General features: G+C 69.6%; 10 protein-coding genes and 5 pseudogenes. 3 read left to right on the plus strand and 12 right to left on the minus strand.

Going from position 1 to position 16,171, the window contains the following annotated elements; all coding sequences use genetic code 11:
• Positions 1-8: 8 nt before the first annotated feature.
• From secA to rfbA, 7 genes and pseudogenes are all read right to left on the minus strand, one after another.
• Positions 9-2,886 (minus strand): annotated as a pseudogene (gene secA / locus SYNGFB01_RS00575) (preprotein translocase subunit SecA).
• Between the two features lie 295 nt (positions 2,887-3,181).
• A complete protein-coding gene (locus SYNGFB01_RS15045; RefSeq protein WP_235299830.1) occupies positions 3,182-3,967 on the minus strand; it encodes a sugar transferase in 786 nt (261 codons plus the stop codon).
• A gap of 59 nt (positions 3,968-4,026) precedes the next feature.
• On the minus strand, positions 4,027-4,452 hold the full coding sequence (locus SYNGFB01_RS15050; protein ID WP_235299831.1) for a hypothetical protein: 426 nt from the start codon (positions 4,450-4,452) through the stop codon (positions 4,027-4,029).
• Between the two features lie 38 nt (positions 4,453-4,490).
• A pseudogene (gene rfbB, locus SYNGFB01_RS00585) lies at positions 4,491-5,688 on the minus strand (dTDP-glucose 4,6-dehydratase).
• A gap of 11 nt (positions 5,689-5,699) precedes the next feature.
• A complete protein-coding gene (gene rfbD, locus SYNGFB01_RS00590; RefSeq protein WP_082325776.1) occupies positions 5,700-6,656 on the minus strand; it encodes a dTDP-4-dehydrorhamnose reductase in 957 nt (318 codons plus the stop codon).
• Positions 6,653-7,240 carry a dTDP-4-dehydrorhamnose 3,5-epimerase gene (gene rfbC, locus SYNGFB01_RS00595; RefSeq protein ID WP_048016487.1) on the minus strand — a complete coding sequence of 196 codons (588 nt, stop codon included), beginning with the start codon at positions 7,238-7,240 and terminating at the stop codon, positions 6,653-6,655. The genes rfbD and rfbC overlap by 4 nt, the downstream gene beginning before the upstream one ends.
• Positions 7,230-8,179 (minus strand): annotated as a pseudogene (gene rfbA / locus SYNGFB01_RS00600) (glucose-1-phosphate thymidylyltransferase RfbA). Before rfbA ends, rfbC begins: the two are co-directional and overlap by 11 nt.
• A 43-nt stretch (positions 8,180-8,222) precedes the next feature.
• Here rfbA and SYNGFB01_RS00605 point away from each other — a divergent pair.
• Positions 8,223-8,741, plus strand: a complete 519-nt coding sequence (locus SYNGFB01_RS00605; protein WP_082325777.1) for a GNAT family N-acetyltransferase — start codon at positions 8,223-8,225, stop codon at positions 8,739-8,741.
• Here SYNGFB01_RS00605 and ribH read toward each other — a convergent pair.
• Both ribH and psbZ read right to left on the minus strand, forming a co-directional pair.
• Positions 8,665-9,144 (minus strand): 6,7-dimethyl-8-ribityllumazine synthase, encoded by a 480-nt coding sequence (gene ribH, locus SYNGFB01_RS00610; protein ID WP_048016488.1) that lies wholly within the window; start codon positions 9,142-9,144, stop codon positions 8,665-8,667. The genes SYNGFB01_RS00605 and ribH overlap by 77 nt on opposite strands.
• Positions 9,145-9,179: 35 nt before the next feature.
• On the minus strand, positions 9,180-9,368 hold the full coding sequence (psbZ, locus tag SYNGFB01_RS00615; RefSeq protein ID WP_048016489.1) for a photosystem II reaction center protein PsbZ: 189 nt from the start codon (positions 9,366-9,368) through the stop codon (positions 9,180-9,182).
• 265 nt (positions 9,369-9,633) lie between these two features.
• Here psbZ and SYNGFB01_RS00620 point away from each other — a divergent pair, with 265 nt between their 5' ends.
• Complete coding sequence (locus tag SYNGFB01_RS00620; protein ID WP_235299832.1) at positions 9,634-10,941, plus strand: hypothetical protein; 1,308 nt, start codon at positions 9,634-9,636, stop codon at positions 10,939-10,941.
• Between the two features lie 74 nt (positions 10,942-11,015).
• Here the strand turns inward: SYNGFB01_RS00620 and SYNGFB01_RS12755 are convergent.
• A pseudogene (locus tag SYNGFB01_RS12755) lies at positions 11,016-11,732 on the minus strand (sigma-70 factor domain-containing protein); the annotation flags it as partial.
• A gap of 289 nt (positions 11,733-12,021) precedes the next feature.
• Between SYNGFB01_RS12755 and priA the strand changes: the two are divergent.
• Positions 12,022-14,300, plus strand: a pseudogene (gene priA, locus SYNGFB01_RS00625) (primosomal protein N').
• Between the two features lie 8 nt (positions 14,301-14,308).
• On the opposite strand, the gene SYNGFB01_RS00630 reads toward priA, so the two are convergent.
• Both SYNGFB01_RS00630 and argB read right to left on the minus strand, forming a co-directional pair.
• Positions 14,309-15,442, minus strand: coding sequence for a DUF3153 domain-containing protein (locus SYNGFB01_RS00630; RefSeq protein ID WP_048016490.1), 1,134 nt, complete (start codon positions 15,440-15,442; stop codon positions 14,309-14,311).
• A 17-nt stretch (positions 15,443-15,459) separates the two neighbouring features.
• The coding region (gene argB, locus SYNGFB01_RS00635; protein ID WP_048016491.1) for an acetylglutamate kinase at positions 15,460-16,171 on the minus strand (712 nt) is incomplete at its 5' end.

Below are 16,171 nucleotides of genomic sequence, written 5' to 3' on the forward strand. Positions count from 1 at the left end.
GTGAATGCTCAGACAGCAGCTCCTGCAGCAGCAGGCGCCGGCTGAAACATGAACATCGAGTAGATCACGTTGCGACGCATCTGAGTCATCATCTCCAGGAACATGTCGTAACCCTCGTTCTTGTATTCGATCAGCGGATCCTTCTGGCCATAGCCGCGCAGGCCCACCGATTCGCGCAGGGCATCCATCGACTGCAGGTGCTCGCGCCAGAGGGTGTCGATCTGCTGGAGGATGAAGAAGCGCTCGGCCTCGCGCATCAACCCAGGCCGCTGGGCTTCGATCTGGCCCTCCTTGATGTCGTAGGCGTTGCGCATCTGCTCCTGCAGGAAGGCCTTGAGCTCATCCACCCCCAGGCCGCTCAGCTGCTCGGGGATGAGATCCTCGAGCAGGTAGATGAACTCCTTCGCCTTGGCCACCAGTCGATCCAGATCCCACTCCTCCGGCGGCAGCTCGGGATTCACGTAGGCCTCCACGATGTCGTCGATGGTGCGCTCGCCATAGCCGATTACCTGAGCCTTGAGCTCACGGCCCTCCAGCACCCGACGGCGCTCGGCGTAGACCGCCTTGCGCTGGTTGTTCATCACCTCGTCGTACTCGAACACCTGCTTGCGGATGTCGTAGTAATACGTCTCCACCTTCTTCTGGGCTCCTTCCAGCGAGCGGGTGAGCATGCCGGATTCGATCGGCATGTCCTCCTCCACCCGGAAGGCGTTCATCAGGCCCGCGACCCGGTCGCCGCCGAAGATGCGCAGCAGGTTGTCCTCCAGCGAAAGGAAGAAGCGCGTGGAACCTGGGTCGCCCTGGCGGCCGGCGCGGCCGCGCAGCTGGTTGTCGACCCGGCGCGATTCATGCCGCTCGGTGCCGATCACGTGGAGGCCGCCGGCCTCGCGCACCCGCTGCTCCTCGGAGCGGGTCACCACCTCGTATTCCGCCTTGACGCGGGCGATCAGCTCCCGCAGACGCTGAATCTGGGGATCTGGGGTGGGGGCCTTCTCGGCCGCCTGGGCGATGCGGTCTTCGAGTTCCAGCACGGTGAGCTGGCGATCGCCCCAGGCCTTCACCAGGTCGTGGGCGAGTTCGGAGAGGGAGTGCTCGGTGGCGTCGCTGAGGGCGCAGGGGTAGAGGGCGCCGATGGCGCGGGCTTCCGAGGGGGCCCTGGCGGCCGCTGCCTCGGCTGTGGCCCCGAAACCGGCAGCCGCTTCCGGGGCCCGCTGCAGGGGAACGGGGGGCCTGTGGCCTTCCTCAGGGCGCACCAGGCGGGGCAGCAGCACCTCGCGCAGCTTGAGGCGGGCCATGTAGTCGGCGTTGCCGCCCAGGATGATGTCGGTGCCGCGGCCAGCCATGTTCGTGGCGATGGTCACGGCGCCGGCGCGGCCCGCCTGGGCCACGATCTCGGCCTCCCGCTCCACGTTCTCGGGCTTGGCGTTGAGCAGGTTGTGGGGGATCCGCTGCTCGGCAAGGAGAGCGGAGAGCAGCTCGGATTTCTCCACGCTGGTGGTGCCCACCAGCACCGGCCGGCCCTGCTTGTGAATCTCGGCGGTTTCCAGGGCGACGGCGCGCCACTTGGCGGTTTCGGTCTTGTACACCTGATCGCTCCAGTCGGAGCGGGCCCGGGGCCGGTTGGTGGGCACGATCGTGACCTCGAGCTTGTAGGTCTTCTCGAACTCCACCTCTTCCGTTTTCGCCGTGCCGGTCATGCCGGCCAGGCGGGGGTAGAGCAGGAAGAAGTTCTGGTAGGTGATCGAGGCGAGGGTCTGGGTTTCGGGCTGGATCGGCAGGCCCTCCTTGGCCTCGATCGCCTGGTGCTGGCCATCGCTCCAGCGCCGGCCGGGCATCACCCGGCCGGTGAACTCATCCACGATCACGGCATCCTCGCCGCGCACGATGTAGTTCACGTCGCGGATGAACAGCTCCTTGGCCTTGAGGGCGTTGTTGATGTAGTGGGCCCAGGGGTCGGCCGGATCGAACAGATCGCTCACCCCCAGCAGCCGCTCGGCCCTGGCATAGCCCTCGTCGGTGAGGGTGCAGCTGCGCTGCTTCTCATCCACCTCGTAGTCGCCCTCGGGATCGATGCCGTCCTTGCCCATCTCGCGGCCCGCACCAGCTGGGCCGCCACCTCGGCAGCCTTCTGATACTTCTCCTGGGGGCGCTCCACCTGCCGGAGATGATCAGCGGCGTGCGTGCCTCGTCGATCAGGATCGAGTCGACCTCGTCGATCACGCAGTAGTGGAAGTCGCGCTGCACCACCTCGGCGATGTCGGTGGCCATGTTGTCGCGCAGGTAGTCGAAGCCCAGTTCGCTGTTGGTGGCATAGGTGATGTCGCAGCCATAGTTGAGCCGGCGGGTGGCCGGATCCATGTCCTGCTGGATCAGCCCCACCGAGAGCCCGAGGAAGCGGTGGATCTGGCCCATCCACTCGGCGTCGCGCCGGGCCAGATAGTCGTTCACCGTGACGACGTGCACGCCGCGGCCGGTGAGCGCGTTGAGGTAGGCGGGCAGGGTGGCCACGAGGGTCTTGCCCTCGCCGGTCTTCATCTCGGCGATCTGGCCGTCGTGCAGCACCATGCCGCCGATCAGCTGCACGTCGAAATGGCGCATGCCGAGCACCCGCTTGCTGGCCTCGCGCACCACCGCGAAGGCCTGCGGCAGCAGCTCATCGAGCAGGGCGCGCTCACGGGCCCGCACGGCGTCGCCCTGGCCGCTTGCCCGCGTACCGGGGCCTCCGCGAGCGTTGTCGAGCTTCTGGCGGAATTCGGCGGTGAGGCCGCGCAGCTCGTCGTCGGAGAGGGGGGCGATCTCCTCCTCGAGCAGGTTGATGTCCGACACCAGGGGCTGGTAGCGCTTCAGCTTGCGGGCGTTGGGGTCACCCAGCAGGAGCTTGAGCATGGTGGCGATTACACCAGAGAGATGAGTGCAGCCTACTGAGGCTGCCGGGTGTGGCCTGGCTGGTGCTGGCGCTACTGTGCCAGGGGATCTCTTGGCGCCGTGACCGTCACCTAGTGCCAGCCCTGCCTGCACCAGAACCCGGTGAGCCAACCCTGCCGCCAGACAGACCGGTCAGTGCAGTGGCACGAACACCAGATTGTCGACTGGCCGTTCACCGGACGGATGAGTCGCATCCTGCACTTTCACTCTCATCGTCCCGCAATCTTCAGCAAGGTCTTGATGGTGCGCAACAGGATCAACAGATCCAGCCAGGTGCTGAAGTGCTTGAGATAAAGAGGTCATAGGAGAGCTTGAGCTCGGAATCCTCCACACTGGCGGCATAGGGTGCATTCACCTGGGCCCAGCCGCTTAGCCCCGGACGCATCCAGTGGCGCTTGCGATAGTGGGGGATGAGGGTCTCCAGGTCATGTTCTAGTTCCGGACGCTCCGGCCGCGGGCCGATCAGGCTCATGTCGCCGCGCAGCACGTTGATCAGCTGGGGCAGTTCATCAAGACGTGAGCGCCGCAGCCAGAGCCCCACCCGAGTGATGCGTCGGTCACCCGGAACCGTCCAGATGGCGGGAGCCTGGCACGGCGCCACAGCCATGGTGCGCAGCTTGAGCATGTTGAACGGCTTGCCCAGCCAGCCGCTGCGTTTCTGCACATAGAACACCGTTCCCAGATCCTCCAGCCAGATCAGCAGTGCCGCCAGCAGCAGCAGCGGCGACGTGAACAGCAGCAGCAGCAGCGACACAGCCACATCGGCCACCCGCTTGAGCTGGCGCTGGAAGCCGAAAACCGAGTTGAAGGGGATCTCAGAGAAACTGAGCCAGGGTTCCGGCACGAGAGCCGGAGGCAGCCGCTTGAGGTGGCCCTCCGCCAGGGCCTCGGGCGTTGTGAGGCTGCAGAGACGCGGATCGCGCCCCTCCAACTCCTCCAGCCACGGAGGATGCGCGGGCTGCTGCTGGTAGGAGGTGGATACCGCCAGCACCACCATCCCGTCGTGTCGCACCGCCTCCTCGGGCGTCACGCGGCGCGGCATCAGTCGGGTTGGGGTGGATTGCCAGGCCCGCAGGGCCTGCTGAGCCTCGCGCTCAGGCGCTACCAGCAGTAGCTGCGGCTCCTCAGGCGCAGAGCCCCGCGGTGCAGCGCCACCCGCACCAGCCCTGACCACACCACCACGGGAAGCATCAGGCTGAGTTGGTTGCTGCGGTAAACCACCCAGACAGCCAGGGGAGGGTTCAGGAGCCAGGTGAGCACGGCCATCACCAGGAGACTGGCTAGCAGCGTCAATCCAAGCCGCTGAAGCAGCGTCCAGCGGGGCAGACGACGCCACCCAAGCAGCGTGTAGGTGCCAAGTAGCCACCCCATCACCAGATAGGTGGCTAGTGTGGTGACGATCCAGCCCCCCTGGCCCTGGAACGACAGCCCGCGCAGGTTGATCAGTGCCAGCAGTGCCACCACCAGCCCAAGCAGATCAAGGCAGGCACAGAGCAACAGATCACGGCGCGGATCCCGCCAGGACATGGGCCTCAACCGGCGATCAGTGGCATTCAGCCGCAGCATCAGAGGATCACCGGCCGCTGGCCGATGCGCTCGCCGCCATAACCGGCACGTGCGCGCACCGCCGCACACCAGTCGAGGTTGTCGAGAGCCCAGCGCACCGTGGATTCGAGGCCCTGCTCAAAGTTGTGGCGGGGCCGCCAGCCCAGCTCGGTGATGATCTTCGCCGCATCGATGGCGTAGCGCCGATCGTGGCCGGGGCGGTCGCTCACCCGGGTTATCAGGCGAGCATGGGGAGCTCCCTGCGGCCTCAGCCGATCCATCAGGGCGCAGATCGCCTCCACCACCTGCCGGTTGGTGCGCTCGCTGGGACGGCCATGGTCACCGGCCCCACCCACGCAGTAGCTCTCGCCCACACGGCCGCGGGTAGCAGCCAGCAACAGGGCATCCACGTGGTCTTCCACGTACAGCCAGTCGCGGACGTGTTACCGTCTCCATAGAGGGGAATCGGCTCGCCGGCAGCCGCCTTGAGGATCACCACCGGGATCAGCTTCTCGGGGAATTGCCAGGGCCCGTAGTTGTTGCTGCAGTTGGTGAGCACCACTGGCAGGCCGTAGGTGTGGTGCCAGGCGTGCACCAAGTGATCGCTAGCCGCCTTGCTGGCCGAGTAGGGGCTGCGCGGGTCATAGGGAGTGGTTTCCGAGAATCGTCCCGTGAGCCCCAGCGAGCCGAACACCTCGTCGGTGCTGATGTGGTGGAAGCGGAAACGCTGCCTGCGCTCATCGGAAAGCGCTGCCCAGTGCTCCAGCACTGCCTGCAGCAGCTGGAAGGTGCCGGTCACGTTGCTCTCGATGAACACTCCCGGCCCCTCGATCGAGCGGTCGACGTGGCTCTCGGCCGCAAGGTGCAGCACCAGATCCGGATCGGCCCGTCGCACCGCTGCCGCCGTGGCGTCGCCGTCGGCCAGATTCACCCGCAGCAGCTCGTGGCGCAGCTCCCCTCTGGAGGTGCGGGCGGCGGGCCCCAGCTCCGCCAGTGCCGCCTCGATGCTGGTCAGATCGCTGGCGTAGCCGAGCTTGTCGAGATTGAAACCCGTGCGCCGCTGCATGTGAGCAATCTCCGCACCACCGCTCCGCCGATGAAACCGGCTCCGCCGGTCACCAGCACGCGGCGGCGCTCACCAAGCAGCTCGCCCACCGCAGGCAGGGGAGGGGCCTTCGGCAGCGGAGCGCCGGCAGCGGATCTGGCGGGATCAAGCATGGGCGGGATGGTCAGGGACCGACAGAGGGCGCAGTCTCGAGCATCTGCCGCAAGGCCACGCGCCAGTGCTTGGGCTGAAGGTCGAGGAGCTGACGAGTACCGCTGCACTCCAGCAGCGAATAGCTTGGTCGGGGCGCCGGCAGCGGATAGTCCGCAGTGAGGATCGGATTCACGGACGCTGCCTGCTCCAACAATCCGAGCTCCACCCCCAACTCGCCCACCGCAACGGCTACGTCATACCAGCTGGCGGCACCTGCATCGCTCCAGTGCAGCACCATCGGCAGGGGGCCGGCTCCCGCAGCGCTGATCATGGCATCCCAGCGCCCGATCAGCCGCCAGCAGGTAGTCGCCAGGGTGAGGGTGCTGGTGGGGCAGCCCACCTGGTCGGCCACTACACCGATCGCAGGACCACCGGCGCCCCGCTCCCGGTGCAGCCGCAGCATCGTGCGCGCGAAGTTGCGGCCCACGGGCCCCATCACCCAGCTGGTTCGCAGGATCACCCCCTGGCCGACCGCTCCCAGCACCTGCTCCACCGCTTCTTCTCCCGCCGCCTTGCTGGCGCCGTAAACACCCAGCGGCCGGCGCTTCTGCTTCGGGAGGTAGGGGCTGCCCTGCCGGCCGTCGAACACGAAGTCGGTGCTGACCTGAAGCAAGCTGCCACCCGTCTCGCGCAAGGCCTCCGCCAGCGCCCGCGGCGCACCGCCGTTCACCGCCTTGGCCAGCTCCGGCTCGCTCTCGGCCCGATCCACCGCCGTATAGGCGCCGGCATTCAGCACCCAGTCGGGGCGGTGCTCCAACACCACCCGGCGGCAAGCCTGCGCATCGGCCAGATCCAGCGGCAGCAGCCCCTCGCCACCAGCCCGGCTGGTGGCGATCAGCTCCACCCCCTGCGGACAGGACGCCAGGAGGGCCCGGCCCAGCTGGCCGGCGGCGCCGGTGAGCAGCACCGTGACGGGCACCGCCGTCACCCGTACACCTCACCGGCCGCCACAGCCTGGGCGAAGGTGGGCGCCTCGGCGTCCTTGGCGCTGAGCTGAGGAAGGGCAGCACCGAGCGCATCCANGGGCCAGGCGATCGCCAGCTGCGGGTCGTCCCAGCGCAGGGAACGCTCGCAGTCGCGGCTCCAGAAGGCGGTGGTCTTGTAGAGCACCTCCGCGGCCTCACTGAGGGCGAGGAAGCCGTGGGCGAAACCCTCCGGCACCCACACCTGACGTTTGTCCTCAGCGCTCAGGTGGGCAGCCGCCCACTGTCCAAAGCTGGGCGAGCCGCGGCGGATGTCCACTACAACATCGAAGATGGCGCCGGCCACGCAGCGCACCAGCTTGNCCTNGGGATNGGGTGGCAGCTGGTAGTGCAAGCCTCGCAGAACGCCGGCCGCCGAGCGCGAGTGGTTGTCCTGCACGAAGCCGATGGGGCCTGCGGCGGCGTCGAACACCCGCTGGTTCCAGCTCTCGAAGAAGAAGCCCCGCGCATCGCCGAACACCCGCGGTGTCAGCAGCAGCGGGCCCTCCAGCTCCATGCCCGCCGCCGTGATCAGCCGCTCAGCCCGCATGGCTCACCTCCAGGCTCGACTGCAGCGCCCGGTGGTCGCTGCAGGGCTCGTTCAGACAGCGCAGCAGGTACTCGCCGTAGCCGCTCTTACGCAGCGGCTGGGCCAGCCGCTCCAGCTGGCCACCGTCGATCCAGCCCATCCGCCAGGCCACTTCCTCCGGACAGCCCACCTTCAGCCCCTGGCGGTGCTCCAGGGTGCGGATGTAGCTGGCCGCCTCGTGCAGGGAGTCGCAGGTGCCGGTGTCCAACCAGGCCATGCCCCTGCCCATGAGCTCCACCCGCAGCAGTCCCTCGTCGAGGTACTGACGGTTGAGATCGGTGATCTCCAGCTCCCCCGGGGGGACGGCCGCACCCGCCTTGCCCGCTCCACCACCGAGGGGTCATAGAAATAAAGACCCGTCACCGCATAGCGCGACCTGGGCCGCGCCGGTTTCTCCTCAATGCTCAGCACCCGGCCGTCAGGCGCGAACTCCACCACCCCATAGCGCTCTGGATCGCGCACCGGATAGGCGAACACCGTGGCGGCGTCACCGCCGCCGTTGCTCCCCTGCAGCTGGGGCACCAAGTCATGGCCGTGGAAGAGATTGTCACCCAGCACCAGCGCCGCCGGTGCGCCGGCGAGGAACTCCGCGCCGATCAGGAATGCCTGGGCCAGGCCATCGGGGCTGGGCTGCACGGCATAGCGGATCTCCATGCCCCANGCGTTGCCGTCGCCCAGCAGGCGCTGAAAAGCCGGCTGGTCGAGGGGGGTGGTGATGATCAGCACCTGCCGGATCCCCGCCAGCATCAGCGTGGTGAGCGGGTAGTAGATCATCGGCTTGTCATAGACGGGCAGCAGCTGCTTGCTCACGCCCGTGGTGATCGGATGCAGACGCGTGCCGGTACCGCCCGCCAGGATGATTCCCTTGCGGGGCTGAGCCNGGGGGGAGTGGGGAACCAAGAGGCCGGCGTGGCTGGGAGGATGCTGCCATGTGCCACGCCGGATGACCGCGATCCGCCTGCTGCGACATGCCCCCGGCGCCCCCGGGCTGCGCTGGTTCGGGCTCGGGCCGGGCCTGCGCCCCAGCCGCGGTCTGCTGAAGCTGCAGCGACTGCTCGACAAGCATGCCTTCTGGGCCTGCGGCCGCAGCCGCACCGATCTGCGGCGTCTGCTGGCCGGCAGCGAGGCGGTCGTGAGCCTCTGGCGTGGCAAGCGCCTGGTGGGCTTCGGGCGGGCCACCAGCGACGGACTCTGCCGGGCCGTGCTCTGGGATGTGGTGGTGGCCGGCGACCTCCAGGGCCGCGGCCTGGGCCGGCAAGTGGTGGAGGCCCTGCTGGCCGCGCCGATGGTGCGGGGTGTGGAACGGGTGTACCTGATGACGACCAACAGTGCCGGCTTCTACCGGCAGCTCGGCTTCAACGACGCCACTCCCCAGGTCCTGCTGGTCAGGCAGGCAGAGCGGCCATCAGCGAGCCCATCTCCAGGGCCTGAAGGGCGTAGCTCCAGCCCAGGTTGCTCTTGATGCCGGCACGCTCCAGGGCCTGCTGGAGGGTGTCGGTGGTCAGCACACCGAAGATCACCGGCACCCCGGTGGCGCGGCTCACCGCCGCCACCCCCTTGCTCACCTCGGCCACCACCACATCGAAGTGGGGGGTGTCGCCGCGAATCACGGCCCCCAGGGTGATCACCACCTGGTAGCGACCGGTGGCCGCGAGCCGCTGGGCCACCAGGGGGATCTCGAAGCTTCCGGGCACCCAGGCGATGTCGAGCTGGGAGCTGCTGGAACCGGTATCAATGCCGTGGCGAGCCAGACAGTCGAGGCAGCCGCTCAGCAGCCTGCCTGTCACCAGGTCGTTGAAGCGGGCCACCACGATGGCGATCCGCAGCCCGGCAGCCGATGTGAAGGTTCCCTCGAAGCTGGCCACAGGCTGACCGCGAATGCGCTCAGGCTACGCAGCGACTACACCACGAAGAAACTCATGCCCCAGTTGAGCAGCACCAGGCCCACCCAGGCCAGGCCACCCAGCAGGATCAGGCGGTTGGAGCGGCCGCTGTCCTCACTGCTGGCGTAGAGGACCGGCACGGCCACAATCAGCGCGAACGACAGCACCACCAAGGCCAGAACGGTGAGGGTGTTGAGGATCTGCATGGATCAGCGGCGGCACCGGACCTGTCAGTTGCGGGATTCTCACACGCAGCCCTGGCCCAGCCGGGGGCCAGAACCGCTTGCTTCACATCTCGATGCCGGGGCCTCATCCTGTTCGGCAGGGCCAGGACATCCCTCCCCAAGCCGCGCTGCTCGCGTAGCACGCCGACGTCGAGCGCATTCCCAGGGTGCAGGTCTTCCGCAGGCGCGTCTGNCCCTATTCACCCGGCGACCCGCCCTACGATCCCTGCCAGCGCCTGAGGGGACCGTGGCCGCGGAAGCCGAGCACCAGCTTTCGCTGATCACTGGTCTGGGGATCCAGGGAGATCTGTTCGGCGGGGTGGGCACCGGACCTGCGAGCAACGGGACGCTCATGGAGGCGGCCTTGGCTGAGCCGGCCACGGGGGAAGCCCCACCCAGGCCGCGACAACGCCAGAGGAGCAGACAGCGCCAGGCGCCCGAAGCACCCGCGGCTGACGCCGACGAGAGCGGGATCGACACCCAGTCGGACACCCACGCCGAAGCCGACACCGACCTGCCCGCCTGGCACCACCACGGCCTGGTGGATCCGCAGCAGCTCACGCCGATGCTGCGCCACTACGTGGAGCTCAAGGCGGCCCACCCGGAGCGGCTGCTGCTCTACCGCCTGGGCGACTTCTTCGAGTGCTTCTTCGAAGACGCCATCACCGCCTCGCGCCTGCTGGAGCTCACCCTTACCGGCAAGGAGGGCGGCAAGGCGATCGGTCGGGTGCCGATGGCGGGCATCCCCCACCATGCCGCCGAGCGCTACTGCGGCGAGCTGGTGCGCCGCGGCCACAGCGTCGCCCTCTGCGACCAGGTGGAAACCACCCCGGCCAAGGGCGAGCTGCTCCGGCGCGAGATCACTCGCGTGCTCACCCCCGGCACGGTGCTGGAGGAGGGCATGCTGGCGGCCCGCCGCAACAACTGGCTCTGCGCCGTGGTGCTGGAGGGTTCCGGCGACTCGGCGGCCCGCTGGGGTCTGGCCGTGGCCGATGTCAGCACCGGTGAATTCCGGGTCACCGAAAGAGCGGGCAGCGACACCCTGCACCAGGAGCTGCTGCAGGTGGAAGCCGCCGAGGTTCTCTGGGCCGGTGGACTGGCCGAGCAGCGCGGCGGCATCTCCCCGGCCCCCGCCTGGTGCCCCGACGCCCTGCGGCTCACACCCCTGCCGCGCACCCCCTTCGAGGCGCCCGAGGCGGCCGCCACCCTCCGGGAGCGTTTCAGCCTGGCCAGCCTGGACGGTCTGGGGCTGGGAGAGCTGCCGCTGGCCCTGCGTGCCGCCGGCGGCCTGGTGCACTACTTGGATGGCACCAGCCCGGCGCTGGTACCGCTCGATCCGCCCACCTGCTGGCACGCCGGTGATGCCCTGGTGATCGATGCGGCCACCCGCCGCAACCTCGAGCTCACCCGCACCCAGCTGGGCGGCAGTCTGCACGGCTCGCTGCTCTGGGCCCTCGATCGCACCCACACCGCAATGGGCGGCCGCTGCCTGCGCCGCTGGATCGAGGCGCCGCTGGTGGATCGCGCCCGGATCCTGGAGCGCCAGGGGGGGTGAGTGAGCTGGTGGGCCAGCGGTCCCTGCGCCTGGCAATCCGGCGGCTGCTGCGGCCGATGGGCGATCTGGAGCNGATCGAACTTCTCCGCGGCACGGATCAGGCCGAGGCTGCCCTCCTGAATCAGGTCCTGGAAGCTCAGGCCCCGGTTCATGTACTTCTTGGCGATCGACACCACCAGGCGCAGGTTGGACTGCACCATCTTTTCCTTGGCCCGACGGCCCAGCATCAGCCGACGCCGGAACTTGACCAGCGGCATGTCGACCAGGGCGGCCCACTCCTTGGTGTCGGGCTGGCGGCCATGATCCGCCTCGAACTGGGCGGCGAGTTCCTCGAGTTGCAGCAGGTCGGCGATCTTGCGGGCCAGCTCGATCTCCTCGTCCGGCCGCAGCAGACGGATGCGCCCGATCTCCTGGAGATAGACCCGGATCGAGTCTTCGGTGTAGACGCCCTTGGGGCCCACCTTGATGCTGGCCAGGGCCTTGGCGGCCTTGTCGTCGTCCTTGTCCTTGGCGGCGTCGGGAAGGGCCGGCGCGGTCGCGGCGTCAGGGCTGGATTCGGCCGCGGCCAGGAGCGCATCGGCCGCCGACTCCAGATCGGTCGAGCCCTTGGTGCTGGCCGCCTTGCCGGCACGAGTGGCTGGCGCGGCCTTGACGGCGTCCGTCTTGGCGGCGCTCTTGGCTGCTGCCTTGGCCTTGATGGCCTTGGGCTTGAGCGGAGCATCCCCTCCGTCCGCCGTGGTCACCATCAGGATCTCCGGCGAGGTCTTGGCTTGGACGGCAGCAGGGCTCATGGAAGACGGTAAGAGAGGTGACTGGGCCGGAGCGGAGGTGCAGGCACGACCCGGTGCCACGTCGCGACGTGGCACCGGGGGAAGCTGGCGACCGGAGCCTGAATCAGGACAAGCCTCGGCAGCGGTCGGAAGGGAATCCCGGCGCGGGGGAAAAAGCTGGACGGGCTGGGCGGTGTGGGAGCAGGCTGTCAGGGGTGTTCGCAGACCGGGAGGCCGATGGGAGGAGTCTCCCGGCACTCGCTTCAGGTCTTCCCTCTGGACGGAACTCTGCCGGGTTCCGCCGGCAGCCATGGGACTGCCAACCTTCACATCCTATGAATGCCGGCAGACGAATGCAAGGCGGGTGAGCCCCTGGCTGCAAATCTGGCTGGAGGCCGGACGCGAAGGCCAGGTGTTCACCTACGCCAACCCCCTGGGGCTGGCCGTGGGCGTGGGCGATCTGGTGCGCGTGCGCCTGCAGGGCCGGCCCCATCGCGGGCTGGTGGTGGAGCTGCTGCCGCAGCCCCCCTCCGGGCTGGAGCCCTCAGGCCTGCGGCCCCTCGAGGCCGTGCTGCAGAGCGCCGCGGTGGAGCCGGGCTGGCAGCAGCTGATCGAGGCGGTGGCGCACCACTGCCACACCAGTGTGTTCCGCACGCTCAAGAGCGCCCTGCCGCCGGGCTGGCTGGGCAGCGGACGCCAGGCCGGCGGCGGACGACAGCGACCCGACTGGCTGATCGGCCTGGGCCGCGCCGCGGACCACCATGAGCGGCTCACGGAGCAGCAGCGCCGGGTGCTGGCCCACCTGGCCGCGCAACCGGGACCCCAGCCCCTGCGCCAGCTCTGCCGGCCCGGGGGCTTCAGCCGCTCGGTGGTGCAGGGGCTCGAGCGGCGAGGACTGCTGCAACGCCTCAACGCCGCGATCGAAACCTCCTCCTTGCCCCCACCAGGCGGGGCGGGCGAGCCGCGCCCCCTCACGGCGGACCAGGCGGCTGCCGTGGCGGCGGTGTCAGCCTCGCCCTGCGGCCAGGCCTTCCTTCTCTGGGGTGTGACCGGCGCCGGCAAGACCGAGGTCTATCTGCAGCTGGCGCAGCAGGCGCTGGCGGAGGGGCGCAGCAGCCTGCTGCTCACCCCGGAGATCGGGCTGATCCCTCAGCTGCTCGATCGCTGCCGCAGCCGTTTCGGCAACCGCATCGTGGAGTACCACAGCGGCATGGGTGACGCGGAGCGGGTGGCCGGCTGGCGTCGCTGCCTCGAGGCCGACGACGAACCCCTGATCGGCGTGGGAACCCGCTCGGCGGTGTTCCTGCCGCTGCCCCGCCTCGGCCTGCTGGTACTCGACGAGGAGCACGACAGCTCCTACAAGCAGGACAGCCCGATGCCCTGCTACCACGCCCGCGATGTGGCCCGGCTGCGGGTCCGGCGATGCGGCGCCAGGCTGGTGCTGGGCAGTGCCACACCCTCGCTGGAAAGCTGGATGGCCTGCCAGGGGCAGGAGCCCGACACCCGGCTGCTGCGCCTGCCGGAGCGGATCGGCCAGCGGCCCCTGCCTGACGTGCGGGTCATCGACATGCGCCACGAACTGGCGGAAGGGCACCGCCGGGTGGTCAGCCGCGCCTGATGAGCCGCTTGGAGCAGCTCCAGCAACGGGGCGAGCAGGCCGTGGTGCTGGTGCCGCGGCGGGGCTATCGCTCTTTCCTGAGCTGCCGCAGCTGCGGCGAGGCAGTGCTCTGTCCCCACTGCGACGTGGCCCTCACCGTGCACCGCACGGCGGGAGGGCGGGAATGGCTGCGATGCCACTGGTGCGATCACAGGGAGGAACTCGCCGACCGCTGCAGCCATTGCGGATCGCGGGCCTTCAAGCCCTTCGGCGCCGGCACCCAGCGGGTGATGGAGCTGCTCAGCGAGGAGCTCGAGGGGCTGCGCCTGCTGCGCTTCGACCGCGACAGCACGCGCGGTCGCGACGGTCACCGCCACCTGCTGGAGCGGTTCGCCGCCGGTGAGGCCGACGTGCTGGTGGGCACCCAGATGCTGGCCAAGGGGATGGACCTGCCCCGCGTCACCCTGGCGGCGGTGCTGGCGGCCGATGGCCTGCTGCACCGCCCCGACCTGCGCGCCTCGGAGCAGTGCCTGCAGCTGCTGCTGCAGCTGGCCGGCCGGGCCGGGCGCGGCGAACGGCCCGGCGAGGTTCTGGTGCAGACCTACTGCCCCGACCACCCGGTGATCCGCCACCTGGTGGATGGCCGCTACGAGCTGTTTCTGGAGGAGGAGCTGGCCCTTCGCCGCAGCGGCGGCCTGGTGCCGTTCAGCCGGGCCTGCCTGCTGCGGCTCAGCGGCCCCTCCGCCAGCGTCACCGCCACCGCCGCCACCTCCCTGGCCGAGCGGATCCGCACCCGTCTGGAGACGGCCGGCTGGCTGCTGATCGGCCCCGCACCGGCTCCGGTGGCGCGGGTGGCCGGCAGAAGCCGCTGGCAGCTGCTGCTGCACGGTCCGGGCGGCAGTGCCCTGCCCCTGCCACCCGAACGTGAGCTGCGCCAGGGGTTACCGCGGGAGGTGGGGCTGGCGATCGATCCCGACCCGCTCACCCTCTAGGCCGGAGCTCAGGCGGGCAGCTCCGGCAGCCCGAAGCCCAGGGCGAGGCGCAGGCGGGCCAGCAGCGAGACGAGAAGCAGGGCCAGCCCGATCAGCAGGCTCCCCAGGCCCAGCGGGCTCCAGCGCCAGCTGGCCACCTTGAGCCGGTTGAGCGCTCCCGCCCGCAGCGGCCAGAGCACACGGCCGGGCTGATCATCGGCAAGCGCGGCCGCTTCCGGTTCCGCCAGGCGCACGGCCCACAGATGAAGGGGCTCCAGGTCCAGCCTCACCTCCAGGCCGGGGAGGGGCTCGATGCCCTGCAGATCGAGCTCCACGCTGAGCTGCTGGCGCACGCCCACCAGCCAGTTGCGTTCGCGCAGCTCGAGCACGGGTGGCGGGAGGCTCACCCCGGCCAGGCGGGCGGCCTGCTCGAGATTGCGTGCCAGCAGATCGAGGGCGTCCCTGGCCGGCAGCACCTCGCTCTGCCAGCGGGGCTCCGCCGCGTTGCCCACCGGGGTAAGACCCTGGCGCTTCAGGCCGGCGCTGAACTGGCGCTGCCAGGGGGTGGGGCGACCGCCGGGGGCGTGCTGCTCAAACGCCACCTGGAGGCGCCCGGGCCCATGGAACTGCAGCTCGGCGCGCACCTGCATGCAGCCGCCCAGCAGAAACGCCAGGGCCGCCAGCACCACCAGCACCACCAGAGCGAAACCGATCGGCAGGCGGGTGGGCCCCACCGGCGGGGGCGGCGGCAACTCGGGCTCGGCCGTGCGGCGGCGGCGCAAGGATCCCGACTGCATGCGGCCCTCCAAGGGCGTGGCCTCAGCCAGGGCCGGCAGGGTCAGCGACCATTCCCTCGGACGCCGCAGCACGGGCGCCTCCAGGACAGTCTCCAGCTCCCTGGCCTGGGCCCGCAGCGCCGCATCCCCGCAGCCTCGCAGGCGCCGGCAGCAGGCGATGGCGCGTTCGCTCCAGCCCAGGCCCATCCAGGCGGTGGCCATCATCAGCTGCAGCTGCGCTCCCAGCGGGGTGGAGGGAGGATGCTGCTCCACCAGCGGCTCGAGCTGCCGCAGCACCAGGCCGTAATCGCCGTGATCGAGGGCGCGGCGGGCAGGGGCCAGCGGGTCGCCGGCCGAGGGGTGGCTGGCCGTGGAGTCAGGGGCCATGCGGCGCGGCGTTCGGCTCAATCCTCCAGCAGGCGGGGACTGCCCACCACCATCGTGCCGATGCCCGCATCGGAGAACACCTCCAGCAGCAGGGCATGGGGCACCCGGCCATCGATGATGTGAGCAGCAGCCACCCCCTGGGCCAGGGCGCGGATGCAGCACTCCGTCTTGGGGGTCATGCCGCCCTCCACCACGCCCCTGGCGATCAGGTCGCGGGCGCCGGCCAGGGTGAGCTGGCGCACCAGGCTGGTGGGGTCGTGGCGGTCACGCAGGATCCCGGCGGTGTCGGTGAGCAGGATCAGCTTCTCGGCCTGCAGGGCCGCGGCCAGCTCACCGGCCACGGTGTCGGCGTTGATGTTGTGGGCCTGGCCGTCCACATCGGCCGCCACGCTGGAGATCACCGGGATGTAGCCGGCATCGAGCAGGGGCGACAGCACCGCCGGGTCGACGGCTGCCACCTCACCCACCAGACCGTTGCAGCCCTCGCCGTAGGTGCGGGCCGTCACCAGAGCGCCATCGCTGCCGCAGAGGCCCACGGCGCGGCCGCCCACCTTCTGCAGGCCGTTGACGATGTGCTTGTTGACGCGGCCCACGAGCACCATCTCCACCACGTCCATCGTTTCCGGGGTGGTGACCCGCAGCCCCCCCCGGAACTCCGGCTCGATCTGCAGACGCCCCAGCCACTGGTTGATCTCAGGGCCGCCTCCATGCACGACCACCGGCTGCACC

This window comes from Synechococcus sp. GFB01, assembly GCF_001039265.1.
Lineage (GTDB): Bacteria > Cyanobacteriota > Cyanobacteriia > PCC-6307 > Cyanobiaceae > NIES-981.

Bases quoted from the DNA above. Each gene is read 5' to 3' on its own strand.
- SYNGFB01_RS15050 (WP_235299831.1), bottom strand. From the start codon at position 4,452: ATGTCCTGGCGGGATCCGCGCCGTGATCTGTTGCTCTGTGCCTGCCTT.
- SYNGFB01_RS15045 (WP_235299830.1), bottom strand. From the start codon at position 3,967: ATGCCGCGCCGCGTGACGCCCGAGGAGGCGGTGCGACACGACGGGATG.
- psbZ (WP_048016489.1), bottom strand. From the start codon at position 9,368: ATGCAGATCCTCAACACCCTCACCGTTCTGGCCTTGGTGGTGCTGTCG.
- SYNGFB01_RS00605 (WP_082325777.1), top strand. From the start codon at position 8,223: ATGACCGCGATCCGCCTGCTGCGACATGCCCCCGGCGCCCCCGGGCTG.
- SYNGFB01_RS00630 (WP_048016490.1), bottom strand. From the start codon at position 15,442: ATGGCCCCTGACTCCACGGCCAGCCACCCCTCGGCCGGCGACCCGCTG.